Below are 25,563 nucleotides of genomic sequence, written 5' to 3'. Positions count from 1 at the left end.
TTTTCGTGCTGCAGGTGTTTTGATATTTCAGATTCAGCCGTTCATGATGCTGGGGGTAGCATTCTTCAGCACGACGTCGTGGCTGCCGCCCTCAACGATGGAGGTAGAGGAAACGACGGTCAGCTTGGCCTTCTGCTGCAGTTCGGGGATGGAGAGTGCGCCGCAGTTGCACATGGTGCTCTTGACCTTGTACAGGGTGGTCTGGACGCCATCGGCCAGCGGACCGGCGTAAGGAACATAGCTGTCCACACCTTCCTCGAAGCTCAGCTTGGTGGAGCCGCCGAGGTCATAGCGCTGCCAGTTGCGGGCGCGGTTGGAGCCTTCGCCCCAATACTCCTTCATATACTGGCCATTGATACGCACCTTGTTCGTGGGGCTCTCGTCGAAGCGGGCAAAGTAGCGGCCCAGCATGACGAAGTCAGCGCCCATGGCCAGTGCAAGGGTGATGTGGTAGTCGTGGACGATGCCGCCGTCGGAGCAGATAGGCACATAGATGCCGGTCTCCTTGAAGTACTCGTCACGGGCCTTGGCGACCTCGATGACGGCAGTAGCCTGACCACGGCCAATGCCCTTGGTCTCGCGGGTGATGCAGATAGAGCCGCCGCCGATGCCGATCTTCACGAAGTCTGCACCAGCCTTTGCGAGGAAGCGGAAGCCCTCGGCATCCACGACGTTACCGGCGCCCACCTTCACGGTGTCGCCGTAGTGCTCACGGATCCAGCCGATGGTGCGGCTCTGCCACTCGGAGTAGCCCTCAGAGGAGTCGATGCAGAGGACATCCACACCGGCCTCCACCAGAGCAGGCACGCGCTGGGCGTAGTCGCGGGTGTTGATACCGGCACCGACGACGTAGCTCTTGTTCTTGTCCAGCAGCTCGTTGGCATTCTTCTTGTGGGAATCGTAGTCCTTGCGGAAGACGATATACTTCAGGTTGCCCTCGGCATCCACCAGAGGCAGGGTGTTGATCTTGTTGTCCCAGATGATGTTGTTGCAGTCGTGCAGGGAGGTGTTCTCCGGGGCAGTGACCAGCTTCTCGATGGGGGTCATGAAGGTGGTAACAGGAGCGTCATCGGGGGTGTGGTTGACGCGGTAATCGCGGGAGGCCACGATGCCCAGCAGCTTGCCGTTAGGAGTGCCGTCGGCGGTGATGGCGATGGTGGAGTGGCCGGTGCGGGCTTTCAGCTCCAGCACATCGTGCAGGGTGGCAGTGGGGGCCAGGTTGGAGTCGGAAACGACGTAACCGGCCTTGAAGCTCTTGACGCGGCGGACCATAGCGGCCTCGTTCTCGATGCTCTGGGAGCCGTAGATGAAGGAGACGCCGCCCTGACGGGCCAGCGCGATGGCCAGCTTATCGCCGGAGACAGACTGCATGATGGCGCTGATCATGGGGATATTCATTTCCAGCGGGCAGTTCTCCTCGCCCTTGCGGTACTTGACCAGCGGGGTCTTGAGGCTGACAGCTGTGGGGACATTCTCAGCAGAAGAGTAGCCCGGCACCAGCAGGTACTCGCCAAAGGTACGAGAGGGTTCTTCGTAAAAATAAGCCATATTCAAACTCCTTTTCTCTTAACGCATCCGCAGCGGATCATATCAAACAACATCAAAACAATTTCATGTTTTCGACTTAGGAATTGATTGTATATACTTTACCACAAACCCACGCGGAATACAAACCCCTGCCCCGCCAAACTTTATAAATGTCCTTTGCAGAAAAACAGGCAAATTGACCTAAGGTCATACTTTCCCTCGCTGTGGGCCGATTTCTCCGGATTTTTGGACGCAAAAAAGCCCGTCCGAAACCAGACGGGCTCTTTTGCACACGAAGCGGAATATCGCCTGTGCGGTGTCGGCCGACAGCTGCGAAGGAGAACAGCCGGAGGAGGATGGCGGACACCCGATATTCCAAAAAACAAGAAGAAAAAGATTTCATGATCCAGAAGGGTCTTGCCCTTTCTGTAACCATATTGTAACTCTTTTGAAGGACTTTTGCAATAGTTTTTTGTAATTTTTCTGTAATTATTTTTGTAAAGATTCTGTGACAGAGCTTCCGAATTCCAGATAACACTCAAAAGCCGCGTGCTCTTCCCTCCGGCCCAGCACATACCAGCCGTTTCCTGAGGGGGCATAGAACACCTGCACGGTCTGGCCCATCGGCACTTCACGGTGGTACTTGATGGAAGCGAAGGACAGCGGCGCAGCCTCCACGACCTCCTGCGGCAGAGCGTCGCAGGCGATGTCCAGATAGAGGGAGTTGTTGATATGGCCGTTGAGGTCACACATGGAGTAGCTGGCGCGGCTCTCCCCTGCCGCCGTCAGCGGCTGGCTCTTGTGGACGATCTGGGGCAGTTCTTCGGGCAGGTCGTCGTTCTGGAAGTCCGGCATCGTCCAGCCGGGGGTGCGCAGGATGCGCCCTGCCTCAGTGTCCACGATCATCCAGCGGCAGTCCACGAGGGCCAGCTTCTCCCCTGTTTCGCTGGTGATGGTGGTCAGCCGCTTCATCGTGCCTTTCTTGAACACCTCGCAGGCCGTGGTCAGGTTGATCTTCTCCGCACGGCCGGGCATCCGCCAGACCCTGAGGGCCTGCTTGCCCACGAGGAATGCGCTGTGGCGCTCCCTGAAAAAGGCGTGGTCCATGCCGTAAGCCCGGGCATGGTCTGCCGACACCTGCTCCACATACCGGAACAGAGCGCTGGGCTTCAGGCAGCGGCGGAAGTCGCTGTCGCCGTCCAGCACGGTCATCTGCTCCGTATAGCTTCTGTATTCACTCATATTCTTTCCCTTTCCTTATAAAAAGGGGCTGTACGCCTCCGCACAGCCCCCTCAGGTTCAATACATATTGCGCGTTTTCCTGCGCACCTTGCGCCAGATATTGAAGCAGGCCAGAGCCAGCATCGCCGCCAGCAGCATCAGGAACAGATACCCGCTGCCGCCCTCGTCGTAGCTCTTCATCTCGCTCCACTTCACGTCCAGCTCGCTGTTGACCTCATCGCTCAGGGCAGTGAACACCTCTTCTTTGGCCGCAATGTCCTCGGAGGGGTACGCGATCTCGCTGTACTTGAGGTCTTCATCCAGAAGCTCCCACACACAGTGCATGGGGGTGGTGTAGCCGATATACTCGATATTGGCCTTGCCGACGTCCGGTGCACACATGAAGTTGATGAACATCTCTGCAGCTTCCTCGTGCTCACTGGTGGCGGGGATGGCCATGCTGTCCACCGACAGCACCGTTCCCTCCTCAGGGAACACCCAGGCCAGATCGGGGTTGTCGTCAATCATGGTGATGGCGTCGCCGGAGTAGTAGACGCCGACGGCCGCCTCGCTGCCGATCATCTTATCGAAGATCTCGTCCATGACATAGGCCTGCACCAGAGGCTTCTGGGCTTTCAGCTCGTCCACCACAGCATCCACACCCTCCGTGGTCTGGGGGTTGACGCTGCTGCCGCTCTTGAACGCACCGATGGCGTAGGCGTCGCGGCTGTTGTTGAACATCAGGATGTTGCCTGCATACTTCTCGTCCCACAGGTCTGCCCAGCTGGTGGGGGCCTCGTCTACCATCTTTGTATTGTAGATGATGCCAGTGGTGCAGAGGGTGTAAGGCACGGTGTAGGCGTTCTCGGGGTCATAGTCCCCGTTGCGGTACTCCTCGTCGATGTTCTGGAAGTTCGGGATGTTGCTGTAGTCCAGCGGCATCAGCATTCCTTCGCTTATCATCTTGGCGACCATATAGTCCGACGGAATTATGACATCGTAGTTGGCCGCGCCGGACTTCAGCTTGGCGTAGAGGGACTCGTTGGAGTCGAAGGTGGTATAGTTGACCTTGATGCCGGTCAGCTTTTCAAAGGCCGCCACCACGTCCACGCTGTCGTCGGAACCGTTGGAGATATACTCGCCCCAGTTGTAGACGTTCAGGGTGACATTCTGGCCCTTGAAGCGGGTCCAGTCGTAGTCATCTGAAACAGAAATGTCCTCTGTGACCTCGATCTGTCCTGCGGCCAGAGCCGACAGCGGCATGGTCAGCGCCAGTACAGCCGTCAGCAGAAGAATGACGAAACGCTTCATTTGACATCTCCCCCTCTCAGTGCGCGCTGGTCGCGGCGGTAACCGCGGCTCTCCATGGCGTTGGAGATGAGGATGATGCTCAGAATGACCACGAACATGATGGTGGACAGCGCGTAGATCTCCGGACTGACCTTCTTGCGGGTCATGGAGTAGATGGCGATGGGCAGTGTCTCCACCGTACCGCAGTTGAAGTAGGAGATCATGAAGTCGTCGATGGAGTAGGTCAGGCTGATGAGGAAGCCCGACAGGATGGCCGGACTGATCTCGGGCAGGATGACCTTGAAAAATGCCTGCCGGGGGTCACAGCCGAGGTCCAGCGCCGCCTCAAACAGCTTGATGTCCAGCTGTTTGAGCTTGGGTGTGACATTGAAGATGACATACGGCACGTTGAACGCGATATGGGCGATGAGCAGCGTGGGAAAGCCCATGATGTTGTCGGGCAGGAAGTCCAGCTCAGACGCAAAGCGCTGGTATGCCACAAAGAGCATCATCAGGGAGATACCGGTGATGATCTCGGGGTTGACCGTGGTGATATAGGTGATATTCGTCACCAGCAGGCGGCTCTTGCGCCCCATGGAAGCGATGCCCAGAGACGCCGCAGTCCCCAGCACGGTGGCGATGACCGCCGAGAACAGTGCCAGATACAGCGACACCCACAGCGCGTGCAGGATGGACTCGTTGTGGAGCAGGCTGGTGTACCACTTAAAGGTAAAGCCGGTAAAGAGGGCGTAGCCCTTGCTCTGGTTGAAGCTGAACACGACCATGTACGCGATGGGCAGGTACATGAAGCAGAAAAACAGGATGACATAGGCGCGCTGCATCAGACGCAGATGTTTCGTTTTCATCAGGACACACCCTCCATCTCATCCTCGTCGAAGCTGGACGTAAAGCTCATGCAGAGCAGCACGATGACCATCAGCACGAGGCTCATGGCAGAGCCGACATTGAGGTTGTAGCTGTTGCCGAGGAACTGCATCTCGATCAAATCGCCGATGAGCAGGTTGGAACCGCCGCCCAGCATACGGCTGATAACGAAGGTGGACACCGCCGGGACGAACACCATCGTGATGCCGGTGCTGATGCCGGGGATGCTCATGGGGATGAGCACCCGGAACAGAGTCTTGGTGGTGGAAGCGCCCAGGTCCTGCGCCGCCTCCACGATGCTCTGGTCGATTTTGGTCATGCTGGTGTAGAGGGGCAGGATCATATACGGCACATAGTTGTACACCATGCCCAGCACCACAGCGCCGGAGGTATTCAGCATGTTGTAGGGTCCGAGGCCGAAGACGCCCAGAACGGCATTCACAGGGCCGTTGATGCTCAACAGACCCATCCATGCGTAGGTACGGAGCAGAAAGTTCATCCACATGGGCAGCATCACCAGCATCAGCATGATGTGCTGCTTGTTGACGCGCAGCCGGGAGAGGAAATAGCCCACCGGAAACGCGATGATGAGGCAGACGACGGTGGAGATGATGGCCAGCAGCAGGCTGCGGGCGAACACCGAGCCATAGCCGCTGACGGTCACCAGATTGTCCAGCGTAAAGCTGCCGGTGGAGTCGGTGAGGGCGTAATACACCACGATGAATAACGGCACCACCGTGAACAGCACCATCCATACAAAGTACGGATAGGCCAGTTTCTTATCGTAAATCTTCATGCGGCCTCACCCCTCCGAACGCGACATGATATGGATCTCGTTGGGGCCGATGCGCATACCGATGGTCTCACCGGGCGTGCAGGCGCGGGTGGAATGGATGAGCCACTCGCGGCCCTCACACTCCACATGCATCTCGAAGTGGACGCCCTTGAAGATGACGTCATTGACGACGCCCACCAGCTGGCCTTCCACCGGGGAGACCACTTCAATATCTTCGGGGCGGACGACCACCTGTACGCTCTCCTCCCGGGCAAAGCCGCGGTCCACACAGGGGAACTCGACGCCCGAGAAGGAGACGAGGAAATCACGGTGCATCACGCCGTCCACGATGTTGGAGTCGCCGATGAAGTCAGCAACAAAGGCGTTCTTGGGCTCGTTGTAGATGTCCTCGGGGGTGCCGATCTGCTGCACCTTGCCGCCGTTCATGACGACAACGGTGTCGGACATGGTCAGGGCCTCTTCCTGGTCGTGGGTGACGTAGATGAAGGTGATGTTCATCTCGCGCTGCAGGCGCTTGAGTTCCAGCTGCATCTCCTTGCGCAGCTTGAGGTCGAGGGCACCCAGAGGCTCATCGAGAAGCAGGATCTCCGGCTCATTGACCAGGCTGCGGGCGATGGCCACGCGCTGCTGCTGGCCGCCGGACATCTGGCCGATGCTGCGGCGCTCGAAGCCCTTCAGGCCCACGACTTCCAGCATATCCCGCACCTTGCGGCGGATGGTCTCTTCGTCCATCTTCTTGAGGCGGAGGCCGAAGGCCACATTCTCAAAGACATTCAGGTGGGGGAACAGCGCGTATTTCTGGAACACGGTGTTCACCGGACGCTTGTAGGGCGGTACACCTGTGATGTCCTCTCCTTTCAGCAGCACTTTGCCGGACGTCGGTTCCAGAAAGCCCGCGATGAGGCGGAGGGTGGTGGTTTTGCCGCAGCCGGAGGATCCCAGCAGCGTCACAAACTCTTTGTCATGGATGTCGAGGTTCAGCCCATCCAGGATGCGCTGACCATCAAATTCCACTACGATGTCTCGCAGCGAAACGATCACCGAGTTGTTCATTTCTTTCCTATATCCTCCTTGTAACTCAGATACGAAAAAAGACAGGGGTTTACTCCCCCATCCTTCTATCGCATTAGGGTGACTTTGAGTCTATTCCCACAACCATCCCACACCGTCTGAACGGCCTTTTTCGTGTCATACCGCGTCGTTCTCCCTTGCAATCCGTCAGGATTGCTGCGGAAGCCCTCCTTGTCTGACGCAAAAACGCCTCGCCCATCCAATATGTGCTGGCTGTGGGAGCAGACTCATCCCCGCACAACATCCATGACGACCGTAACATTGCGCAGTTATTCTGCCCTGTCTTGTCTATCTTAAACAATCTTTGTCAAAATGTCAATCACTCTGCTGATGTTTGCCAAAACTTTGACTCCGAGGGGGCTTTTCCCACCCGGGTTTTACATCAATTTTTCATATAGCGTTTTCTTATACAGCATAAAAGCACCTACAGTGCAGAACTGCAGGTGCTTTTGGGATAAATTCTCAGGTGTCGGCTTTCAGCTGCCGGGCCGTCAGGCAGAGGGCCTGCACGGTCTGGCCGTCCACGGTGTAGACAGAGCTGTCGCCCGACACCATCATATAATAGCCGTCGGTGCCGATGGCATACGTCAGGGTGACAGTGCCGTCTGCCGTCGTCACCTCTGCTGTCACCAGCGGGGCGTCAAAGCCGCAGGCGGAAAGGTCGGCGGCAGTGTCCTGCCCGGTGACATAGCTGGCCAGTGCGGCCAGCAGAGCGTCCGCCTTGTCGGTGTCCAACGCAGCATCCGGCTCATCTGTGAGCTGCCAGACGGTCTGGTAGGTGGTGCTGTCGGCCTCCGTGGGCTGGGATACGGATTGCAGCTTGATCGTCTCGCCGCTTTGGAGGGTGTAGCTCACAGCCTCGATGTCCGAGACTGTGATACCCGCCGGACTGAACGCCCCAAAGAGCTCCGCCTTCGTCTGCTCCATGCAGCGGAACCTTGCCGCGTCCACGGTATAGACAGCGTCGCTGCCCTCCCGCCGGACGTACACATCCCCGGTGACGGGGTTCTCCGCTCCCACGGTAAGGGTGGTACTCTCCCCCGCCGCCGAAACATTTACAACAAGCCGGGGCGCGTCGAAGCCGTAGTCCTCGCCGGGCTGCGCCTCGAGCTGGCGCCTGGCCTTCATGCCTGCCAGCGCGGTCCGGATGGTGTTGCAGGCCGAATCATCCAGATGGTAGGCCGGGTCCTCGGTCAGCGTCCAGCCGTCGTCAGAGGGCCGGAGCGTCAGCGTCTCACCGCCATACTGGATGGAGACGCTTTCCAGCGTGGCGGTGGTCACATCCAGCAGCGGAATGCTGCCGTCCTCGGCCTCACTGGCGGCCTGTTCGGCTTTCTGCTTCGCGTGGGTCAGCAGGGCCAGCGCCGCCCCGGAGGCAAGGACGAACACCAGCAAAACGATGAGGGTACGCTGTTTTGCTTTCATGGCGTGCCTCCTTACTTGCGGCGTCGCAGCAGCACCACCACTGCGCCCACGGCCAGCACAGCCGCCGGGAGGATGAGGACGAACACCAGACCCAGCACAGCGGCGGTGTGGCCCGAGATGGTGATGGGCGCAGCTTCCAGCGCCTTGGACTCCACGAGGGTGGTCCCCTCCTGCCCGGCCAGAGAGGCTGCGCAGCCCTGCAGGAAGGTCACGTTGCCGGGAACAGTCTGGTAGACGGCCTCGTTGTCCATGTTGCCGCAGTTGACCCAGATGACCTCTGCGCCGGTGCTGTTATTGGAAGCATAGGCTGCCAGTGCAAAGGGGCCGTCGGGGTCGCCGTCTTCCTGCTCGGCGGTGGTCATCTCATAGCCCGCCGCCTTGCTATAGGAGCTCTCGGTACTGACCAGCAGAGCTTCCGAGGCGATGCCTTCCGTTTCAGTGATGGTGATGCCCTGCGCCATCTGCAGCAGGACGCGGCGGCTGGTGTCGATGCCGTCCAGCGTGCCGCTCTCGGTGTCGGTGGCGTAATCCGGCAGCAGATAGTAGGGGTAACCATTCAGGTAATGGCCGCTGTCCCCTTCCACCACAAGGCCGGTCGTGCGGGTCAGTCCAAACTCGGCCATCAGGGCGTCAAGATTCGGGGTGGAGTAATAGCTGTCGGTGGTGAGCATCAGATGTCCGCCATTTTTCAGGTAGGCGCGCAGGGCCGACATTTCATCCACGAGGCCGCCCGTCGATGCAAAGTCCTGCTGCGGGTCATTGATGATGAGCAGGTCGCAGTCGTCCGGGATGGTGTCCGTCAGCAGGTCGAGGGGGCTGACGGAGAGGTTCTGGCCTTCCAGCGCATCGGTCAGGGTGTCGGTGAGACGCTGTTCGCCGTGGTTCGTCGTGTAGTAGGCGTGGAGCTCTTCGCCGCTGGTGATGCGATAGATGGCAGCGGTGAGCTTATTTTCGCCGCCAAAGGTCACACTGTAGCTGCCGGTGGTGTAGTAGTCGGAGTAGTCATAATCGTAGAGGTCGGACGCCGCCAGCACGGCGCTCTTCTCCCCCGAGACGAGGATGAGACTGCCGTTCTCAGCCGACTGCACACCGTACTGGGCGGCGAAGGTCGGGTAGACGGCGGGGTCTTTCGTCTCCCATTTGATGTGGCCGCTCTCGGAGGCGTAGCGGTCCAGCAGCTTTGTGATGATGGCGTCCTCGCTGCCCGTCTCGGCCAGATAGTAGATGGTGACATCCTGCGTCAGGGCGTGGGCGATGTCCTTGGAGCTGTCACTGAGGGTGTAGAGTCCGGCCTCCGAGAGGTCGAACTCGGTGTACTTCGTCGGAATGGCCCGGACGATGAGGTTGAGCAGGACGGCCAGCACGACCACCAGCACCGTGACCGCCGAGGCATAGATGCCGCTGCGCATCCGCAGACGCTCCAGCGAGCCTGCGCTCTTTTTCTCAAATTTCTTCATAGTCTTCCCCCTCTCAGTTCCAGCGGCGCTTCTCGATGCCCTGCGCCGTAAAGAAGAGGAAGAGCACCGTCACCGTCAGATAATAAACCAGCGTCGGGATGGAAAAGCTGTTGTTGACGAACTCCTCAAAGGGCGCAAACAGGCAGAGGGCGCTCAAGACAGCACTGAACGCCTCGGTGAGCCATGCGCTGCGCAGCAGGAACAGGGCGCTCAGCCCGGCACAGAGGGCCGCAAAGCAGAAGCAACCCAGCGTGAAGCTCCGGGTGCGCAGGCCCACCGCAAGGGAGGCTCCCGCCGACAGAGCCGTAAAGACCACCAGTGCCACGGCGCTCCCGGCGTTGAACATACTGCGGAGGCTGGGCATCATATAGGCCAGCAGCAGGGCCGAAAAGCCCATGACTGCCGCGATGATCTGGTTCTCCGTGAGGCCGGAGCAGAACTCGCAGACGGCAATGGCCGCACAGCCCAGCAGGAAATAGCACAGCAGCGCGGCGAAATTTGCCCCGCAGGCCGAGGCCGTGCCGCCCAGCAGCCAGAGCACGACGATCATGACGCCGTCGGCCAGACAGGGCAGCGCGAACACGGTGCAGAGTGCCAGATACTTGCCCACCACGATGCCCCACACGGACACCGGGCTGGTGAGAAGCAGCTGGTCGGTGCGGGCGCGGCGCTCTTCGGCCAGCGAGCGCATGGCCAGCACCGGGAAATAGAGCAGCAGCATGAAGATCGTGCGGTAGAGCGTATAGTAGCCAAAATCCGTCAGGCCGTAACCGAGGTTCAGGGCCAGAAAATAGATGCCGGAAGCCGCCAGCAGAAAGGCCGTGAGCACATAGCCCATCATTCCGTGAAAAAAGCTGCGCAGCTCCCGCTTGTAGATGGCAAGCATCGAATCAGTCCTCCTTTTTATCCGAAGTCTCTTCCAGAGCCGTCAGCTCAAGGAAGAGCTCTTCCAAATCGCGCTCTTCAGCGGCAAGGTCCACGACAGCGGCCAGATGCCCCTGCGACAGGATGAGCGCCTTATCACAGACGGCCTTCACTTCACTGAGGATGTGGCTGGACAGGATGACCGTGTGGGTTCGGCCCAGCTCCCGGATGAGGCGGCGCAGCTCGATGACCTGCGCCGGGTCGAGACCCACGGTGGGTTCGTCCAGAATGATGAGCTGCGGACTGCCCAGCAGCGCCTGCGCCACGCCCACCCGCTGGCGGTAGCCCTTCGAGAGGCTGCGGATGAGCCGGGGCAGAACGTCTTCCAGACCGGTACGGCGGGCGGCAGACTGCACCTGTGCCGAGCGGTCTGCTTTCTTGACGCCTTTCAGTTCGGCGGCAAAGTCGAGATATTCGGCCACCGTCATCTCCGGGTAAAGGGGCGGCTGTTCCGGCAGATAGCCCACGCAGGCTTTGGCGGCGTCGGCTTCCTCGGGCAGCGGATGGCCCGCCACCGTCACCTGTCCCTCCGTGGCGGCGAGATAACCGGTGAGGATGTTCATGATGGTGGACTTGCCGGCACCGTTCGGCCCCAGCAGGCCGTAGATGACGCCGTCCTCCACCGTGAAAGAGATGTCGTCCACTGCAAGGCGGCTGCCGTATTTCTTGGTGAGGTGGGATACTTCTATCACAAAAAACGCTCCTTCTCTGCGGGTGTCCCCGGGAATATCTGCATCATTTTAGCCCGAAAATGTGTCAGAAATAAGATAAACCTGTGTGCGTTTCCAAATATTGTTTCTTTTGCGCTGATGCGGCAGTTTTCGCGGCCGGACGCAAAAAGAGCGCCGCTCCCCGCATAGGGAACGACGCTCTTGGAAGCCTTGTAATTGTTGCAATTACTTACGGCCGAAACGCTTGTTGAAGCGCTCAACACGTCCGCCGCTGTCGACCAGCTTCTGCTTACCAGTGTAGAAAGGATGGCACTTGGAGCAAACTTCGACGTGGATCTCGGGCTTGGTGGAACGAGTCTTAATGACGTTGCCGCATGCGCAGGTGATGGTGCAGTCAACGTAGTTCGGATGGATACCCTGTTTCATTCTTTTCACCTCATTTCTGGTTCTGACTTATTGGGGCCATATTTAATGTATGTGCCCATCACAACCTTCAATATCGGCTACCCCCTCGAGCGGCCTTGGAAACGATTGCCTTAATATTATATCACTCTCCGGAAAAATTGCAAGAGGATATTTTGACTTTTTTGCACTTTTTTCTGGAAAGTCCTTCTCTCCGCCCCGGAAAACGAACAAGCCCGGCAGAAAACTCTGCCGGGCCGTTTCTGATTCCTCCAGCCTCACCTGGGAATGGGCGTTCCGGCTCCCGCAGGACGGCTGCTTTCCGCAAAAGCAGCCGTCAGAGCCAGAGTTCCAAGACAAGGCTTATCTGCATCGCATCTGAAAGACACGATGAAACGAATTTACTGGACAAAGTAAATGCCGTCGGCACCCTCCACATCCGAGATGGCGACCATGAGCAGCTCGCCCTCGTCCGTCCAGGTAAAGATGCAGGCGTAGCGCAGCTCCTCGCCGTTGTAGTCGAAGATGACGCCCACGCTGCCGTCGTCGAGATACTGGTAAGTGCCGTTCAGCGTACCGCCGCCCTGGATCATCTTTGCGCCGCCTGCGGCGTCAAAGGTGAACTGCAGCGTGCCGCCGTATGCCGCCAGAGACTCGTCCATCTCGGCCTGAGTCATCTCGCTGCCGTCGATGTAGCCGCCGGCAAACGACCAGACCGTGTTGCTCATGTCCGGCGTATCTGCCTGCGGAAGCTCCCACAAAGAGTTTTCCTCTTCCAGTACAGCTGCCGTAGGGGCCGCATCCACAGAGATGGCCGGCGCGGCCAGCACCGGTGTCGAAAGCGAGGCCAGAAGTGCCGCGCTGAGTGCAAGAGAAGTGATACGTTTCATAAAACTTTTCCTCCTTGTGCGATATTCGGAGAGCACATTTTGTCTGGTTCCAGTATACTCTTTTCTGCCCCTGCGGCGGACAGTTTGACACGATTCGCCCCGAAACTGCGCTCAATCGACCCGGCTCACAGGGAAACGCGGAGGATGAATCTGCCGTCCTGCACCGAGAAATCCGAAAGCCCTTTATATTTTTCCACGATAGCGCAGATGCTGCGCACACCGATGCCGTGTCCTTCGGCGTGGGTCACCGGCAGGCCGTTTTCAAACTGTATTCCCTCCGGACAGGGATTGACGAACTGCAAAAAGAGATGCCCGTTCTTTTCCCGGGCAGTAACTTCAATGTATGCAGGGCCATTCTCTGCTTTCATCCTGCGGCAGGCCCGGAGCGCATTTTCCAGCGCATTGGAGAGCAGCACGCAGAGGTCTGTCTCGGCCACCGAGATAAGCTGCGGGATATGAGCCTGAATGTTGAGCGGCACACCACAGTTCTCCGCCCGGCCTGCAAAGGACGAGAAGATGAGGTTCGCAGCCTCGTTCTCGCAGTAGGTCGTCACCTTGCTGGCCTCTATCTCGGAGCAGATGCTTTGGATGTACTCCTGTGCCTGCTCTCCCCTGCCGTTCTCGATGCAGGCGGAGATGTATTGCAGATGGTGGCGCAGGTCGTGGCGGTAGGCGCGGGTCTGCTGCTGGGAGGTGCGCAGGGCCTCGATCTCCCGCACCGCCTGGCCGACCTGCAATTTGAGGTTGTTCCGGGTCTGTTCCAGCTGGCCGCGGGTGCGCTCCTCTGCCGAGACCCGGAGGACAAAGACGATATACGCCACGCTGCACACGAAGGGCATGAATTCCACCGCCGCCTGATTGCCCTGGGCGAGAAGGTCGGTGTAGATGCGGGTCACATAATCGAAAAGGTAACCTGCCAGCGGCACTACGCCGAACAGAAGCTGCATCGAGCGCGGATACCGGGCAAAGCTGCGGGCCGCCGGTGCAACATAGCGCAGCAATACTGCCAGCAACGGCAGCGTAACCACCATCTCGACGGCGGGCTGCAGCCAGTCGATGCCCGGCACCATCGCAATGACCAGCAGCGCCACCCAGCGCCGGAGCTGACAGCACAGATACGCCGCCAGCACCGAGATGGTGGGCCAGAGCCATTTTCCGCTGAGGACACTGAGGATGATGGCGAGCGGCAGATGGGTGGTAAGCGGATACGCCTCCTGCATCGCCATCCAGCTACCCTTATAAGTAATAAGCGCCTGCATCAAGAGCATGGCTGCTGAGCCGACCGCCAATATAATGCAGTTTTTCTTCGTCCAGTGGATGTCACAGAACGCCGCCGAGAGTGCGATGCCAAAGAGCGCCACGGCAACACCGTTTGGTACAGTAAGAGCGTTCACTACATGACCACCTGCTTTCGGTCAAAAATATAGCTCAGGTAGCGGTCCTTCGTTTCCGAATACTTCCCGTGGGGCAGCGGCACCACGGCTCCGTCCTGCATCGTAATGGAGCGTGCTGCGATGTTGGCGATATACTCCATATTGATAAGGAAGGAGCGGTGGGGACGGAGGAAATTCGGGTATTCCACGAGCTGGTCACAGAGGTCGTCCAGCCGGCCCATGCTTTCCAGCACGACGCCGTTGTTCAGGTGAAACGTGAGCGTCCGCCCCATCACCTCGCAGTAGACCAGCTCTTCCAGCTCCAGGCGGACGATGCCGCTCTTGCTCCGGAGGATGAGGCTGTGCTTCTGCTCCCTGGTGCAGGCCGCACAGGCCGAGTCCATCAGGCGGAAAAAGTCCTCTCTCCGGATGGGCTTGAGCTGGTAATACCATGCATCCACCGCGTAGGATTCCACCGCAAACTCCGTGCTTGAAGTAAGGAAGATGATCTTCACATTCGAGTCATATTCCCGTATCTCCCGGGCCGCAGCCATCCCGTTTTCGCCCGGCATCAGGACATCCAGCAGGATGATGTCGAAGCGCGTTCCCTTCTCCACCTCCGCCATCAGCTCGACCGGGCTTTGATAAGACGTATGGGCAAAGTCCTGCCCGCGGTCAGCAGCATATTCTTCCAGCAGAGCTTCCAGCCGTCTGGTCTCTTGGTTCTCGTCGTCACAAAATGCGATCTTCAGCATAAGGGGATCTATCCGTTCCCTTCTTTGTTTATTCTGTTCTATAGTATAGAGATTCTTGCTTTTTTCGTCAAGTTGTGATGGCAGCCCACTGGGCTGATTGCTTGCCGCCTGCGGGTGGCCGTGCTGATCCGCCAACGATCACTTTTGCACATAAAACGAGCCTCCTGCATTGGAAAATTGATGCAGGAGGCCTGTTATTACCATATTATGAGGGAACCGTAATTTATAATTTCGCACCCGGCAACAAATGAAAAATACCACAGGAAAATGACGCAGAAAAATATTCTTTTCAACCCGCCTGCTGCCGCTTATCCAGGCGCATCTTATCCGCAATCATCGCGATGAACTCCGAGTTGGTCGGTTTACCGCGCAGGTTGTGGATGGTGTAGCCGAAGTAGCTGTTCAGGGTGTCCACATCGCCACGGTCCCATGCCACCTCGATGGCGTGGCGGATGGCGCGCTCTACCCGGCTGGCGGTGGTGCCGTTTTTCTTGGCGATCTCCGGGTACAGGCGCTTGGTGACGGCATTGATGTACTCCGGCTCGTTCATGGTGAGCAGGATGGCATCCCGCAGGAACTGGTAGCCTTTGATGTGGGCAGGGACGCCGATCTGATGCAGAATGTCCGTGACCTTCAGCTCGTCGCTGTCCACGCTGGCCGTGATAAGCCGCTTCTGGTGGCCGTGGGCGACTTTGAGCACCCGGCTGGCAAGGACATTCTCGTCGAAGGGTTTGACAAAGTAGTAGGCGAAGCCCTCATCCAGCAGCTCCTGGACCATTTCCTCGCTCTGGAAGGCGCCGGTGACGAAAAACGTGGTGTGCGTTTCGCCGGCGGCGACATATTTCTGCTTGACGGCCAGAGCATCCAGCCCGGGCATGAAGGCATCCAGCAAAACCACCTGCGGCCGCACCACAAGCATCTTCTGCAAAACCTGAAGGCCGTCTTTTTCCACGACGGTCACTTCTACGCCTTTTTGCTCCAGTGCCTCTCGACAGGCTGCCGTAACATCCGCACTGGTATCCGACATCAAAAATCTTACTTTATCCATCGTACTATCCTCCAATGTGTGCAGTTCCCTTTACAGTCTAGATTTTACCATATTTTACCATGGATTGCAACAGGAAATTTTTACATTTTCTGGAATTTTCACAAAAAATCTTCTTGTTCATTCTGCGGTCTGCGCTTCGGCACCGCTTTGAACGGCGTTTTTTGCCTGTTCGAGCATCGTCTGGGCGAAAATCCCGTAGCCTCGGGTGGGGTCATTGACCAGAACATGGGTCACAGCACCCACGAGGCGCCCATTTTGGAGGATGGGGCTTCCGCTCATGCCCTGCACGATGCCGCCGGTCGCAGACAGAAGCGAAGGGTCGGTCACCCGGATGACCAGATTCCGGCGGGGGTCGGCGTCGCTGACCCGCTCGATCTGGATGCGGTAAGCGCGGGGCGCTTCCCCTTCGATGGTAGCCCATATCTCAGCGGGGCCGGTGACGACTTCCTGCGCGAACGCGATCTCCCGCAGCTGGCCCGAGAAGTGGGTGCGCGTCGTGCCGTAGACGCCGTTCTCGCCGTTGATGCGGATGGTGCCGATGGCGTGGGCGCTCAGGAAATGGCCCTTTAACTCACCGGGGCTTCCGGCCGTTCCGGCACTGCAGCCGGTTATCTCGCAGGGAACGATCTCGCCGCTGCGCAGGGCGACGCTTTCGCCGGTGTCGCTGTCGCTGATGGGGTGGCCCAGTCCCGCAAATACGCCGAGCTCCTCGTCAGCAAAGGTCAGTGTACCCACACCGGCAGAGGAGTCCCGCACCCACATTCCGGCCCGCCACTGCCCGGCGGCACCGTCCCACACCGGGGTCAGGGTAGTCAGCTTCTGCTCACCGCTGCGGATATACACGACCTCCACGGACTGTCCCTCGGCAGCGTCCAGGGCTTCCTTTACGGCTTCATTGCTCTCGGTGCGGGTCTGCCCGATGCAGATGACCCGGTCACCGAGGCGAAGCCCGGCCTCCTTGGCGGGATTCGATGTCCCGCCGCCAGCCTGCCCGATCTCCGAAAATCCCACGATGAGCGCCCCTTCGGAGAACATCTTGACGCCGAAGGGTGTACCGCAGACGGTCACTCTGGGCCGCTCTGTCACCACCGCCCGGATGGTTTTGATGGGGAGCCACCCGCCCAGCGTCAGCGTCGTCTGGTAGCTGCCCACCGCCCGGGTGCTGGCAACATTCTGGCTCCCATGGCCGCGCTGTGGCTCGACCCATGCAAAGCGGGGGAGATATAAGGCTTGTCCCGGCTCCAGATAGACCCGGTCCGGCAGACAGCTGTACAGCCAGCCCAAAGCTGCCGCAAGAGCCAGCAGCAGATATGCCGCCGCAAGCTTTGCCCGCTGCATTCTCTTCACGCCCATGGCCTCCCTCGCTGTTTTTGGGGTTATTATGCGGAGGCAACGAGGGAATTATCCTTCGGCAGTTGACTTTTGCGGCGAATCTTGCTACTATAAATAAAGTTTCCGTGCGGGAGTGGCGGAATGGCAGACGCGCTGGTTTTAGGCACCAGTTCCAACGGAGTGAGGGTTCGACCCCCTTCTCCCGCATAAAAAATGGCCCCAAGCTCAGGCTTGGGGTCATTTTTTATCTTGCAGTAAAGCAATCCAAATCCGAACCATTTTCCTTTGATGCGGCTTGGGCCGCTTCCTCAAACGTGATGGTCTGTGTACCTTCTTTATAGTTAAAGGTTATCAAAACCTTATCATCGTACAGATAAATCGAATTGATGAACGTATCCACCAACGCTTGCCTCTGGTCTTTCAGGCTCATGTCCAGTTTACGGAAGCGCATCAGCCAGAAACGGATAAATTCCTCTTTGATTTTTGGCTTTGCCAGCTTTTCTTCCGCAATGCGGGCTTCAAGCTCACGCTTGGTTTCTTCGAGCTGTTCCAACCGTTCCTTGGTGGAACTGGTGAGGATTCCGGCTTGAATTGCGTTGAGCATATTCTGGATACCCGATTCTGCATCCCGGAGCTGTTTCTCATAGAGAGGAAGGTTGGTGTTCTCTCGGTCTTGCAGCTCCATGACCTTGGCGATAATGGATTCCATGGCGGCATCGTCCCGGACAAGCTGCATGGTCTGGTTCACCACCAGATCTTCCAGCCACTGTTTGCGGACAGTTTTCTTCTTGCAGCCCTTCTTCTTTTTGGCCGTGGCACATTTATAGTAGCGGTGGACTTCTCCCGTCCGGCTTGTGCCGCTTTCGCCAAACATCAGCGCACCGCAGCAACCACAGTGCAGCTTGGTTGTCAGCAGGTAATCGTCCTCTGCCTTTCTTCGGGCAGGGGCTTTCTTGTTTTTGGCAATCTTTTCCTGCACATCATCGAACAGTTCCAGCGGCACGATGGGCGGAATCGCATCCGGCACGACCACATCCCGGAATTTCAGTTCTCCGATATAACGCCGGTTTTTGAGCATGTGCTCCACGCTGTTGTAAGTAAATTCGCCTCCGACCGGGTTCTTGATGCCGTTTTCATTCAGCCAGTCCCGAATCTCTTTCATCGTGAGGCCATCCCGATACTTCGTGAACGATTCCAGCACGAAAGGGGAGGCAAGCGGGTCGATGTGAAATTTCCGCTCGGAATCCAGCGTATATCCAAACGTTCCACGACCACCGTTGCAGCGGCCTTTCAGGATGTTCTCTGTCTGTCCACGGACAACCTTTTCGGCAAGGTCGGCAGAGTAGTATTCTGCATAGCCCTCCAGAACCGATTCCAGAATGATACCCTCTGGCCCCTCGGAGATGATCTCCGTAGCCGACATGAGCTTGACACCGTTCTTCTTCAGCTGGGTCTTATACCGGGCACTGTCGTAGCGATTCCGGGCAAAGCGGTCAAGTTTCCAGACCAGAACAATATCAAACAGCTTCTTGTCGCTGTCCTTTATCATCTGTTGGAATTGAGGGCGATTATCCGTCTTGGCAGAGATGGCGCGGTCAATGTAGTGCTTGACGATAGTGATGTCATTCTTTTCGGCATAGGCCGTGCATTCACGAATCTGGCCTTCGATGGATTCTTCGCGCTGGTTATCACTGGAATAGCGGGCGTAGATTACAGCGGTCATGACGGACACCTCTCATTCTACATCATTGAACGGTGGAGCGTTCTTTCAAAGCACTGTTTCGTATAATGTATATACCATGTTTTGATGGAGAAATCAAGACTTTTTATTATCTTCAGTTTTTCTTTTTGAACAATTGACCCAACAGCCACCCCTCTCGTTGAAATGAGGTGACTGTTGGGCCGACTTGCTCGGATTCCTTTATTCTTCGTTTAGCTGGACGATGGTATTATAAAAGATTTTGTTTGGAATAACGACTTGAAGAACACCCTTTTTCAAAAGTGCTTCTATGCGTTTCATGACATACCAGTCACTTACCGGAGCAGAAATCGCTTTTAATACGTCTGCGGTAAGTTCACCAACCGAAATAGGAATTCTCGATACTAAACTAATAATTCTCTGGTCGAAATAATCTATGTTAACGCTTTTAACATCGTTCGCATGCCAAATACGCATGGAGGTGTTTTCGTTTAATAGCTTTCCCCATCTTTTGGCATACTCAGTAATAGTTTCTTCCGTCAAATACTTTTGTGAGATCTTATCGGTTTTCCCTTCCATAAATTCTTTCAGACCTTCTCTGGATGCAAGCAAAATTCTATTTGTACCATACTTTGCTGCATAGTAACAAATATAATAAATGCCGCACCAACAATCGGCAGAACTCCTGACCCAAACACGCAGTGGCTTATGATTTATCATATCACATTGAACCGCATTCGCTGTACCATGATATTTCGACCACAGTTGTCTAGCTTCAATTTGGCTGTCAGGATAATATTCTGAAAGGCAATTCACGAATTGTTTGCAACGATATTCTGAATCGCAAGCATATTGAAGTTCTCCCATTGATAACATAAACGGAAACAACTTTACACTTTCGACGATGCCTAAAGCTGCTAACATATTGACATCACTGGGTTCAAAAACAATTTCATCCATAGCTGGTCAAAATCATAATTTCGGGATGGTAACTTGTGTAGTTGCACTCCAATAGATTGGTTTGCTTGAGCCAACCACTCCAAAATAACACCCAACGCTGCAATCAAGATAAGTTCCAACATCATAGAAGTCATATGTATAGGTTGTATTATATATACTTTGTTCTGGAACTAGTGCTGTCGTTGAAAATGGGCAGCTTCGTTCGATGTTATCGGAATAGCTCGTGTAGTAATCCGTTCCTGAAACATTTTTTATTAAATCCGGGCCAATACCGACGGTAGTTCCACTCATATAAAAGCCCAATCCATTGGCCTTTGTATAAAGAACTCTCCATGTTCCATCAATATACGATACAACTCTTGAGCCGTCTGTATTAGAAACAGGAATGCGCATTGGAACCTCGGCCAAAACATAAAATCCGAGATTCTCTTGTTCTTGCACAGAAAGATTGAGAAGTTCTTCTATCGAATAATCATCGATCTTTCTCTTATTTCCAGTTGCAAATGCTGGCTGAATGGTCAGGAGAAATAAAACCGTGACCAATAGAATGGAAATCAGCCGTTTGATTTTGTTAGTCATAGTATACTGCCTCCTAATTTATTTTTTTTCTTCACTCAATACACTAAAGCTCCATTGGAATCACCTTCATTAAATTTTCCCCTTCAGGTGTATACTCCTCGGCAAATAAATGTGAACCATACAAATGCTGAAACTACTAGAATACTGCTGGAATAGAAAATATTGTGACCTTACACTGCTTTGGGTGATTACTTTGCTTTCCTTCATTGAATAGCTAGAACAACAGCTACTATCAAGAACAAAGTTGAAAGCCCAAGCTGAACCCATGCAATTTTTTCGTTTTCGGCATTGTTACAGCCTTTGGAGGATACTGCCACTTGGATATAATGCACTGCTACGATTCCATATGAGAAAAACAAAGAAGCCCAAGCATAAGGTACTGCGCTTTTATCTGTCAATCGGACAAGATTACTAGTCCATACTGAAATGCAGCCCCAAAGGGCAAAAGGAGCAATAAGAAAAAAGTTGCTTTTGCCTTTTTTCATTCTTAGCCTCCCACAGCTTGATGGTACGATTTTGTAGTATCCATAAGGTGTCCACCGGAATCATACGAATACAAAATATCATGATTTTGATTTGATTGCTTTTACGACTAAATAAATGACCAGTATGCCGATGCAGAGCGAAATAATTGTCAATGCCTCTGCCGTTGCATTAAGGCAAGCACCAATAAAATAAACCAATACCAAAAATGCAACAAAAGCGATAAGAAGCAGCACCCATTTGTTTTTTTTCATGTTATCACCTCCCTATCTACAAAAGTTGGCATTAAATTTTTGTTGAACCAAAGGAATTGTTGAGAATACAATCAATACCCATTTGGAGAGATAGTAGCAAACTACATGACGTGTATACGGAAGCACATTAAAAATGGCAAGCAGGAAATCTATTGACGAAAGAACAGATGCGACCATCTTGTAACTTGACCGCTTCTTTTCACTTAAAGGCTTATTCTTTGCTTCGATAGGTGAGAGAAAGATAGAGATGCCCAAAAGAGCTACTGTTGTCAGGATACGGAAAAGGTGATTTGCTGCGATTGCCTTACTTAGCAAAATGCAGATAAGTGCCAGTCCGGAGAATGCCAAATAGCATCTGGTGTGCGATGTTGCATGGTATCCGCCAATGTAGATTCGCTGTGGGATAAACCCAATCAAAAATGAAAGTGCGTACCGCACATCACCACACACAACAGCGATTAAAACAACAAGCAGAACGCTCACAACAGATGATATGAGCAACTCGTACCCATAGACATACGCATCCGCCTTTGCTTCATCTATCACTTTTTGCTCGCAGAAAAGACGGACTGATTTTTGAGACAGCGTGCGTTCCCACATTGCAGTTGCGCCACCTTATCTTCTGATTTTTGCTTCACTGTATCATAAATTTCAGCAAAATCAAGAGGTTTGGCAAAACTGGTCGTTCTGGTGACAAAAGTGGTAGGTCTGGCTACTTGTAAGGAGCCTTTGCACAGTCTATAATAGTAGCAGGACATTATTTTGTGGAGGTTGTCGAAATGCTGAAGTACCACGTTGCAGTCTGCGATGATGAGAAATCAGACCTTGATGGCATTGTTCAAAGCGTCCAGCAGTACGATGTGCAAGGCTGCTTTGACATTGAAACTTACATGGATGGAAACGAACTTCTGAGCGAATTGCAAATGCAGAAGAAATCCTTTGATCTGCTTCTTCTCGATATCGAGATGCCATCCAACGGTTTTCAGCTGGCGCAGTCTTTGATTCAGATGGAGAAGCATCCTTTGGTGGTATTTGTCACGAAGCGGCATGAGTACGCTGTGCAGGGATATGGCATTGCATTCCGCTACCTTGTCAAACCTTTGGATCAGACGCTGTTCGCTGCGGCAATGGATGCCGTCCTTCAGGAACTGAACTCCAAACATTTCACGATCGAATACGATGGTGTTACCATGTCCTTGGAAACATCGGACATTTACTTTCTGGAAAGCCACGGACATAAAGTTCTGATTCACTGCAAGGAGCAAGACCTTACATTGCGAATGAGCATTCCTGAAGCCTTGGAGCAGCTTCCCAAACGGTGCTTTGTGTCACCACACAAAAGTTATCTCGTCAACATGGAACACATTGTTTACGCTACGGGAACCGCTGTTTTTCTTTCCAGCGGACATCAGCTGCCGATCAGCAGGAGGAAGCGTCAGGAGTTCAATCAGATCTTCAACGCTTATTTGGGAAGATGATGCTTTATTATTTCGTTGAGTTTGCAGGGAGCTTTGCCAACATTGCCCTGTTGCTGCTTTTTATCGGTCGGCTGTTTCCCAAAAAGGAACCCGTCTCAAGGTGGTTCTATGCGTCATATGTTGCACTCTTGATCGCTGGGCAGTGCGCTTTGAGTTTATTCCCGGATTGGGTAACGCAGCGCACGATTTATCTTTTAGTTGGCGGATTTCTCCTTGCATTGCTGTTCTATGAGGAGCGACCGTGGCAGGCGGTTTTCGCAAGCGGAGCCTTCTTTACACTGGCTGCTTTGGTGGAAGTGCTTGCAATGCTCCTGATTGGTCTGCGTATCCCGGATACCGACATTCTGATGCAGGCTGGGGCAGCACGGTTGGTCTATATTGTTTTTTCAAACCTGATTCAAATTCCACTCGTAGTTCTGATTTCACATTTTTTCAGCCGAAAGGGAAATGCTCTGCGCATCCTATGGCTGTTGCCGATCATTGCGATTCAAATCGCAAGTATCGCGGTCTGTTATGTGGCACAGTATCATGCTGCGGATGATTATTTCCCTGATTATATGGTCGGCCTTATGGCTGTACTTCTCCTTATAAACATCCTGATCGTGTTCTATGTGGAAGCTCTCCGGGAAAATGAGCTAGAAAAATTCAAAGTCAAGTTCAATGAGCAGCAGTACAACCTTCAAATGGAATACTACCAGCAGCTCAAAGAACGTCAGGAAGAAGTCCGTTCTCTACAGCATGATGTGAAGAAATACATTCTGGCGATGCAGGCAGTTGCAGAACACGGTGATACCGAAGAACTTCACAAGATCGCACAGGCCGCCACGAATGTTTTCGAGCGTTCCACAAATATTTCTGCTGTCGGAAATCCTGTTGTTGATGCTCTTTTGAATTATTACTTACGAATTGCGGAAAGGAATAACATCAAAGTCAAACTGGATGTGACGATTCCTGAAGTTCTGACGATCTCATCGTTGTCTTTGAGCATCATCATCGGAAACACATTTGACAATGCCATTGAAGCCTGCTGCGACTTGCCAGCAGAACAGCGAATCATTCATCTACAGCTGCGCAAGCAGTATCGCAGTCTCTTTTACCGGCTTGAGAATCCATACAGCGATACCGTTCGCAGCATCCGCATCGGAGAGTATCACGGTTACGGACTAAAGAACATAAATCGTATCGTTCAAGAGAACCATGGCGACTTCTACACAAAGAAGAAGGACGGTGTGTTTACCGTCCAAGTCCGCCTGAACTGCGAAAATTAAAACATTCTTCTAAAACGCAGCCTTGCTTTCGCTTGTACTTTGTGTGTTTCGTTCATCTGATGTATTCATTATCCTGAAGTGTTGACACGCATTCGTACTTATGTTATCATTCCCAACAAATCCACAGAGATTTCTGTAAAGAAACGATTCTGTGCGGTTTTATTTCCTGCGAAGATTTACCGCCCCGCAACACACCCGATCATTTTGCCGTCTGTTTCACCCGACAAAATCCTTCGCCTGTACTGCGTGGGCGGTATTTTTCTTTTCCGGGGAAGATTGCACCTTGAAAATTTCATGAGCCGACCGAACGTGATACCGGCTCTCCAGTCAACGCCGCTGCAAAACAGGGGCAGGAACTTCGTTCGGGGCAAACGGCGATTCACATATATGAGCAGTGGAACTCTCTACTTATTTTTGCGTCTTAACAATTCGGAAACAACTTTCGGAAATACGTTTTGAGCGCAGCAGTGGAGAGCAAGAACCGTCCCGTGGCCACAAATTTTCAATTCTTGAAAATTTCCTGTCCATCCGGGACTTCACTTCTCAAACTCTTGCGAGTTTTCCAAGTGATCTTGTTGGGGCGTGCCTGCCCCAAACCCTGCCGAGTAACAATAAAGTTCATAATTATTCCATGGACTGAGTATAACACGTCCTTCGACGATACACTACTCCTCTTTTTTGCAAAAATCCAATTATCTTCGGTGACCTGTCGTGAGATGCAATTATTTCATGTCGCTTCACCAATCACTTGACTTGGTTTGAAAAAACACAGAGCATATGATACAATAGAACAAATAATGTTGTCTACCGAGAAAGGAAGTGTCTTTCCATGAAAAAAATCCATAAGTTCTTTTCTAAAGATTTGCTCCATATTCTTGGTGCTGTTGGGATTTTTGTTGCTTTTCTGATTTCTATCGCCTATAAGCAAGTTGGAATCGGGGCACTCATAGCTGCGTGGCTTATTGCTATGGCAATTATCGGGGTAGCATGGATTACAGACATCCGCAAAGCAGACCTGCTGAAAAACGGAAAGATTGTTTCCGGAAAAGTTAATGCAGTAAAAAGGGTTCACATAAAATTCCACATGAGTACCTATCACCTTGCTGATGAAGATGTAATTTATCCTTGGGTGATTCGGTACCAATACAAGATTGGAAAAGACACTTATTATGGACAGTCCCATTGGTTTTGGTTCAAGCCTCTCGTGAGCAAGGGAACACCTATAAAGGTGACTATTGACCCTCAAAACCCAGAAAGAAGCATTGTTGCTGCATGGGAAAGTTAATAGATTGTTTCTTTCCTCTATGATGACGGAAATTTCAAAGGAGCGTAATCTCCTTTGGCACACGACTTTGGAACAAAGTCTAGTGTGTTACACCTCGATAGAGGTGTGCCGCTCCCAGACACAAAAAGTCCCATGGCCAACACCTCGGCGGTGTGGTCATGGGACTTAATGCTTTTTAGGCCTAGCGGAGTGAACAGTAACCAATCCTGACATCCAGTTGCCGTGTCATTTGTTGAATACTGTTTTACGAACAGTCTGCGGACGTGAAGACCCACCATTATATCATCAGCTTCGACCCGAAGGACGCAGTAGAGAACGGCCTGACCATGGAGCGGGCGCAAGCCCTTGGCTTGCAGTTCTGCAAGGACAACTTCCCCGGTCATCCCGCCATCGTCTGCACGCACCCCGATGGACACAACCATTCGGGAAATATCCATGTCCACATCGTAATCGGCAGCATCCGAACACGAGAGGTGGAACGCAAGCCCTA

25 protein-coding genes, 1 tRNA gene and 1 pseudogene are annotated in these 25,563 nt (G+C 54.1%); 5 read left to right on the top strand and 22 right to left on the bottom strand.

What is annotated here, in order from left to right:
* Window positions 1-33 precede the first annotated feature (33 nt).
* The 16 genes from AAAU26_RS07705 to spoIVB all read right to left on the bottom strand — a co-directional run bounded on the left by AAAU26_RS07705 (window position 34) and on the right by spoIVB (window position 17,088).
* Complete coding sequence (locus tag AAAU26_RS07705) at window positions 34-1,548, bottom strand: IMP dehydrogenase (protein WP_158394426.1); 1,515 nt, start codon at window positions 1,546-1,548, stop codon at window positions 34-36.
* 468 nt (window positions 1,549-2,016) lie between these two features.
* Window positions 2,017-2,769, bottom strand: a complete 753-nt coding sequence (locus AAAU26_RS07700) for an acyl-[acyl-carrier-protein] thioesterase (protein ID WP_227618436.1) — start codon at window positions 2,767-2,769, stop codon at window positions 2,017-2,019.
* Between the two features lie 57 nt (window positions 2,770-2,826).
* Complete coding sequence (locus tag AAAU26_RS07695; protein WP_227618435.1) at window positions 2,827-4,059, bottom strand: ABC transporter substrate-binding protein; 1,233 nt, start codon at window positions 4,057-4,059, stop codon at window positions 2,827-2,829.
* The gene (locus AAAU26_RS07690; protein WP_015564141.1) at window positions 4,056-4,904 is read right to left on the bottom strand and encodes an ABC transporter permease; all 849 of its coding nucleotides are present in this window, start codon (window positions 4,902-4,904) and stop codon (window positions 4,056-4,058) included. The genes AAAU26_RS07695 and AAAU26_RS07690 overlap by 4 nt, the downstream gene beginning before the upstream one ends.
* On the bottom strand, window positions 4,904-5,719 hold the full coding sequence (locus tag AAAU26_RS07685; RefSeq protein ID WP_227618434.1) for an ABC transporter permease: 816 nt from the start codon (window positions 5,717-5,719) through the stop codon (window positions 4,904-4,906). The genes AAAU26_RS07690 and AAAU26_RS07685 overlap by 1 nt, the downstream gene beginning before the upstream one ends.
* 6 nt (window positions 5,720-5,725) lie before the next feature.
* Window positions 5,726-6,772 carry a spermidine/putrescine ABC transporter ATP-binding protein gene (gene potA, locus AAAU26_RS07680; RefSeq protein ID WP_015564143.1) on the bottom strand — a complete coding sequence of 349 codons (1,047 nt, stop codon included), beginning with the start codon at window positions 6,770-6,772 and terminating at the stop codon, window positions 5,726-5,728.
* Window positions 6,773-7,252: 480 nt separating this feature from the next.
* On the bottom strand, window positions 7,253-8,215 hold the full coding sequence (locus AAAU26_RS07675) for a DUF4340 domain-containing protein (RefSeq protein ID WP_227618433.1): 963 nt from the start codon (window positions 8,213-8,215) through the stop codon (window positions 7,253-7,255).
* 11 nt (window positions 8,216-8,226) lie between these two features.
* Window positions 8,227-9,672 carry a GldG family protein gene (locus tag AAAU26_RS07670; protein WP_227618432.1) on the bottom strand — a complete coding sequence of 482 codons (1,446 nt, stop codon included), beginning with the start codon at window positions 9,670-9,672 and terminating at the stop codon, window positions 8,227-8,229.
* 13 nt (window positions 9,673-9,685) lie between these two features.
* A complete protein-coding gene (locus tag AAAU26_RS07665; protein WP_227618431.1) occupies window positions 9,686-10,558 on the bottom strand; it encodes an ABC transporter permease in 873 nt (290 codons plus the stop codon).
* A 4-nt stretch (window positions 10,559-10,562) separates the two neighbouring features.
* Complete coding sequence (locus tag AAAU26_RS07660) at window positions 10,563-11,288, bottom strand: ABC transporter ATP-binding protein (RefSeq protein ID WP_431834286.1); 726 nt, start codon at window positions 11,286-11,288, stop codon at window positions 10,563-10,565.
* 204 nt (window positions 11,289-11,492) lie between these two features.
* Window positions 11,493-11,693, bottom strand: a complete 201-nt coding sequence (gene rpmE, locus AAAU26_RS07655) for a 50S ribosomal protein L31 (protein ID WP_005937210.1) — start codon at window positions 11,691-11,693, stop codon at window positions 11,493-11,495.
* A 377-nt stretch (window positions 11,694-12,070) separates the two neighbouring features.
* Window positions 12,071-12,559: a hypothetical protein gene (locus AAAU26_RS07650; RefSeq protein WP_207677424.1), complete on the bottom strand. Its 489-nt coding sequence runs from the start codon at window positions 12,557-12,559 to the stop codon at window positions 12,071-12,073.
* 125 nt (window positions 12,560-12,684) lie between these two features.
* Window positions 12,685-13,953: a sensor histidine kinase gene (locus AAAU26_RS07645; protein WP_227618430.1), complete on the bottom strand. Its 1,269-nt coding sequence runs from the start codon at window positions 13,951-13,953 to the stop codon at window positions 12,685-12,687.
* A complete protein-coding gene (locus AAAU26_RS07640) occupies window positions 13,953-14,687 on the bottom strand; it encodes a LytR/AlgR family response regulator transcription factor (protein ID WP_227618429.1) in 735 nt (244 codons plus the stop codon). The genes AAAU26_RS07645 and AAAU26_RS07640 overlap by 1 nt, the downstream gene beginning before the upstream one ends.
* 289 nt (window positions 14,688-14,976) lie before the next feature.
* On the bottom strand, window positions 14,977-15,735 hold the full coding sequence (gene spo0A, locus AAAU26_RS07635; RefSeq protein WP_158394418.1) for a sporulation transcription factor Spo0A: 759 nt from the start codon (window positions 15,733-15,735) through the stop codon (window positions 14,977-14,979).
* A gap of 117 nt (window positions 15,736-15,852) precedes the next feature.
* Window positions 15,853-17,088, bottom strand: a complete 1,236-nt coding sequence (spoIVB, locus tag AAAU26_RS07630; RefSeq protein ID WP_227618428.1) for a SpoIVB peptidase — start codon at window positions 17,086-17,088, stop codon at window positions 15,853-15,855.
* Window positions 17,089-17,194: 106 nt separating this feature from the next.
* Here spoIVB and AAAU26_RS07625 point away from each other — a divergent pair.
* A tRNA-Leu gene (locus AAAU26_RS07625) sits at window positions 17,195-17,274 on the top strand.
* Between the two features lie 37 nt (window positions 17,275-17,311).
* Here AAAU26_RS07625 and AAAU26_RS07620 read toward each other — a convergent pair.
* From AAAU26_RS07620 to AAAU26_RS07595, 6 genes are all read right to left on the bottom strand, one after another.
* Window positions 17,312-18,790, bottom strand: coding sequence for a recombinase family protein (locus AAAU26_RS07620; RefSeq protein ID WP_227618427.1), 1,479 nt, complete (start codon window positions 18,788-18,790; stop codon window positions 17,312-17,314).
* A gap of 198 nt (window positions 18,791-18,988) precedes the next feature.
* The gene (locus tag AAAU26_RS07615) at window positions 18,989-19,726 is read right to left on the bottom strand and encodes a DUF3658 domain-containing protein (protein ID WP_223387800.1); all 738 of its coding nucleotides are present in this window, start codon (window positions 19,724-19,726) and stop codon (window positions 18,989-18,991) included.
* Between the two features lie 12 nt (window positions 19,727-19,738).
* A complete protein-coding gene (locus AAAU26_RS07610; RefSeq protein WP_005934531.1) occupies window positions 19,739-20,305 on the bottom strand; it encodes a hypothetical protein in 567 nt (188 codons plus the stop codon).
* Between the two features lie 203 nt (window positions 20,306-20,508).
* Entirely contained in the window at window positions 20,509-20,790 is a 282-nt protein-coding gene (locus AAAU26_RS07605) for a hypothetical protein (RefSeq protein ID WP_005943373.1), read from the bottom strand.
* Window positions 20,791-20,868: 78 nt separating this feature from the next.
* On the bottom strand, window positions 20,869-21,042 hold the full coding sequence (locus AAAU26_RS07600; RefSeq protein WP_180806685.1) for a hypothetical protein: 174 nt from the start codon (window positions 21,040-21,042) through the stop codon (window positions 20,869-20,871).
* 12 nt (window positions 21,043-21,054) lie between these two features.
* Complete coding sequence (locus tag AAAU26_RS07595) at window positions 21,055-21,642, bottom strand: accessory gene regulator B family protein (RefSeq protein ID WP_005924490.1); 588 nt, start codon at window positions 21,640-21,642, stop codon at window positions 21,055-21,057.
* Between the two features lie 179 nt (window positions 21,643-21,821).
* On the opposite strand from AAAU26_RS07595, the gene AAAU26_RS07590 reads away from it, so the two are divergent.
* From AAAU26_RS07590 to AAAU26_RS07575, 4 genes and pseudogenes are all read left to right on the top strand, one after another.
* Window positions 21,822-22,520 carry a LytR/AlgR family response regulator transcription factor gene (locus AAAU26_RS07590; RefSeq protein ID WP_005924492.1) on the top strand — a complete coding sequence of 233 codons (699 nt, stop codon included), beginning with the start codon at window positions 21,822-21,824 and terminating at the stop codon, window positions 22,518-22,520.
* Window positions 22,517-23,788, top strand: a complete 1,272-nt coding sequence (locus AAAU26_RS07585) for a GHKL domain-containing protein (protein WP_227618426.1) — start codon at window positions 22,517-22,519, stop codon at window positions 23,786-23,788. The genes AAAU26_RS07590 and AAAU26_RS07585 overlap by 4 nt, the downstream gene beginning before the upstream one ends.
* A gap of 829 nt (window positions 23,789-24,617) precedes the next feature.
* On the top strand, window positions 24,618-25,073 hold the full coding sequence (locus AAAU26_RS07580; RefSeq protein WP_015537049.1) for a DUF3592 domain-containing protein: 456 nt from the start codon (window positions 24,618-24,620) through the stop codon (window positions 25,071-25,073).
* Between the two features lie 251 nt (window positions 25,074-25,324).
* A pseudogene (locus tag AAAU26_RS07575) lies at window positions 25,325-25,563 on the top strand (relaxase/mobilization nuclease domain-containing protein); the annotation flags it as partial.

This window comes from Faecalibacterium longum, from assembly GCF_040094125.1.
GTDB lineage: Bacteria > Bacillota > Clostridia > Oscillospirales > Ruminococcaceae > Faecalibacterium > Faecalibacterium longum.
The sequence above is the reverse complement of the archived record's forward strand: the minus strand, read 5'-3'. Positions and strand labels throughout refer to the sequence as shown.

Bases quoted from the DNA above. Each gene is read 5' to 3' on its own strand.
- AAAU26_RS07665 (WP_227618431.1), bottom strand. From the start codon at position 10,558: ATGCTTGCCATCTACAAGCGGGAGCTGCGCAGCTTTTTTCACGGAATG.
- AAAU26_RS07590 (WP_005924492.1), top strand. From the start codon at position 21,822: ATGCTGAAGTACCACGTTGCAGTCTGCGATGATGAGAAATCAGACCTT.
- AAAU26_RS07580 (WP_015537049.1), top strand. From the start codon at position 24,618: ATGAAAAAAATCCATAAGTTCTTTTCTAAAGATTTGCTCCATATTCTT.
- AAAU26_RS07620 (WP_227618427.1), bottom strand. From the start codon at position 18,790: ATGACCGCTGTAATCTACGCCCGCTATTCCAGTGATAACCAGCGCGAA.
- AAAU26_RS07695 (WP_227618435.1), bottom strand. From the start codon at position 4,059: ATGAAGCGTTTCGTCATTCTTCTGCTGACGGCTGTACTGGCGCTGACC.
- AAAU26_RS07650 (WP_207677424.1), bottom strand. From the start codon at position 12,559: ATGAAACGTATCACTTCTCTTGCACTCAGCGCGGCACTTCTGGCCTCG.
- AAAU26_RS07675 (WP_227618433.1), bottom strand. From the start codon at position 8,215: ATGAAAGCAAAACAGCGTACCCTCATCGTTTTGCTGGTGTTCGTCCTT.
- AAAU26_RS07595 (WP_005924490.1), bottom strand. From the start codon at position 21,642: ATGTGGGAACGCACGCTGTCTCAAAAATCAGTCCGTCTTTTCTGCGAG.
- AAAU26_RS07670 (WP_227618432.1), bottom strand. From the start codon at position 9,672: ATGAAGAAATTTGAGAAAAAGAGCGCAGGCTCGCTGGAGCGTCTGCGG.
- spo0A (WP_158394418.1), bottom strand. From the start codon at position 15,735: ATGGATAAAGTAAGATTTTTGATGTCGGATACCAGTGCGGATGTTACG.
- AAAU26_RS07585 (WP_227618426.1), top strand. From the start codon at position 22,517: ATGATGCTTTATTATTTCGTTGAGTTTGCAGGGAGCTTTGCCAACATT.
- AAAU26_RS07690 (WP_015564141.1), bottom strand. From the start codon at position 4,904: ATGAAAACGAAACATCTGCGTCTGATGCAGCGCGCCTATGTCATCCTG.
- AAAU26_RS07615 (WP_223387800.1), bottom strand. From the start codon at position 19,726: ATGGATGAAATTGTTTTTGAACCCAGTGATGTCAATATGTTAGCAGCT.
- AAAU26_RS07685 (WP_227618434.1), bottom strand. From the start codon at position 5,719: ATGAAGATTTACGATAAGAAACTGGCCTATCCGTACTTTGTATGGATG.
- AAAU26_RS07610 (WP_005934531.1), bottom strand. From the start codon at position 20,305: ATGACTAACAAAATCAAACGGCTGATTTCCATTCTATTGGTCACGGTT.
- AAAU26_RS07640 (WP_227618429.1), bottom strand. From the start codon at position 14,687: ATGCTGAAGATCGCATTTTGTGACGACGAGAACCAAGAGACCAGACGG.
- AAAU26_RS07605 (WP_005943373.1), bottom strand. From the start codon at position 20,790: ATGAAAAAAGGCAAAAGCAACTTTTTTCTTATTGCTCCTTTTGCCCTT.
- AAAU26_RS07705 (WP_158394426.1), bottom strand. From the start codon at position 1,548: ATGGCTTATTTTTACGAAGAACCCTCTCGTACCTTTGGCGAGTACCTG.
- spoIVB (WP_227618428.1), bottom strand. From the start codon at position 17,088: ATGGGCGTGAAGAGAATGCAGCGGGCAAAGCTTGCGGCGGCATATCTG.
- potA (WP_015564143.1), bottom strand. From the start codon at position 6,772: ATGAACAACTCGGTGATCGTTTCGCTGCGAGACATCGTAGTGGAATTT.
- AAAU26_RS07700 (WP_227618436.1), bottom strand. From the start codon at position 2,769: ATGAGTGAATACAGAAGCTATACGGAGCAGATGACCGTGCTGGACGGC.
- rpmE (WP_005937210.1), bottom strand. From the start codon at position 11,693: ATGAAACAGGGTATCCATCCGAACTACGTTGACTGCACCATCACCTGC.
- AAAU26_RS07600 (WP_180806685.1), bottom strand. From the start codon at position 21,042: ATGAAAAAAAACAAATGGGTGCTGCTTCTTATCGCTTTTGTTGCATTT.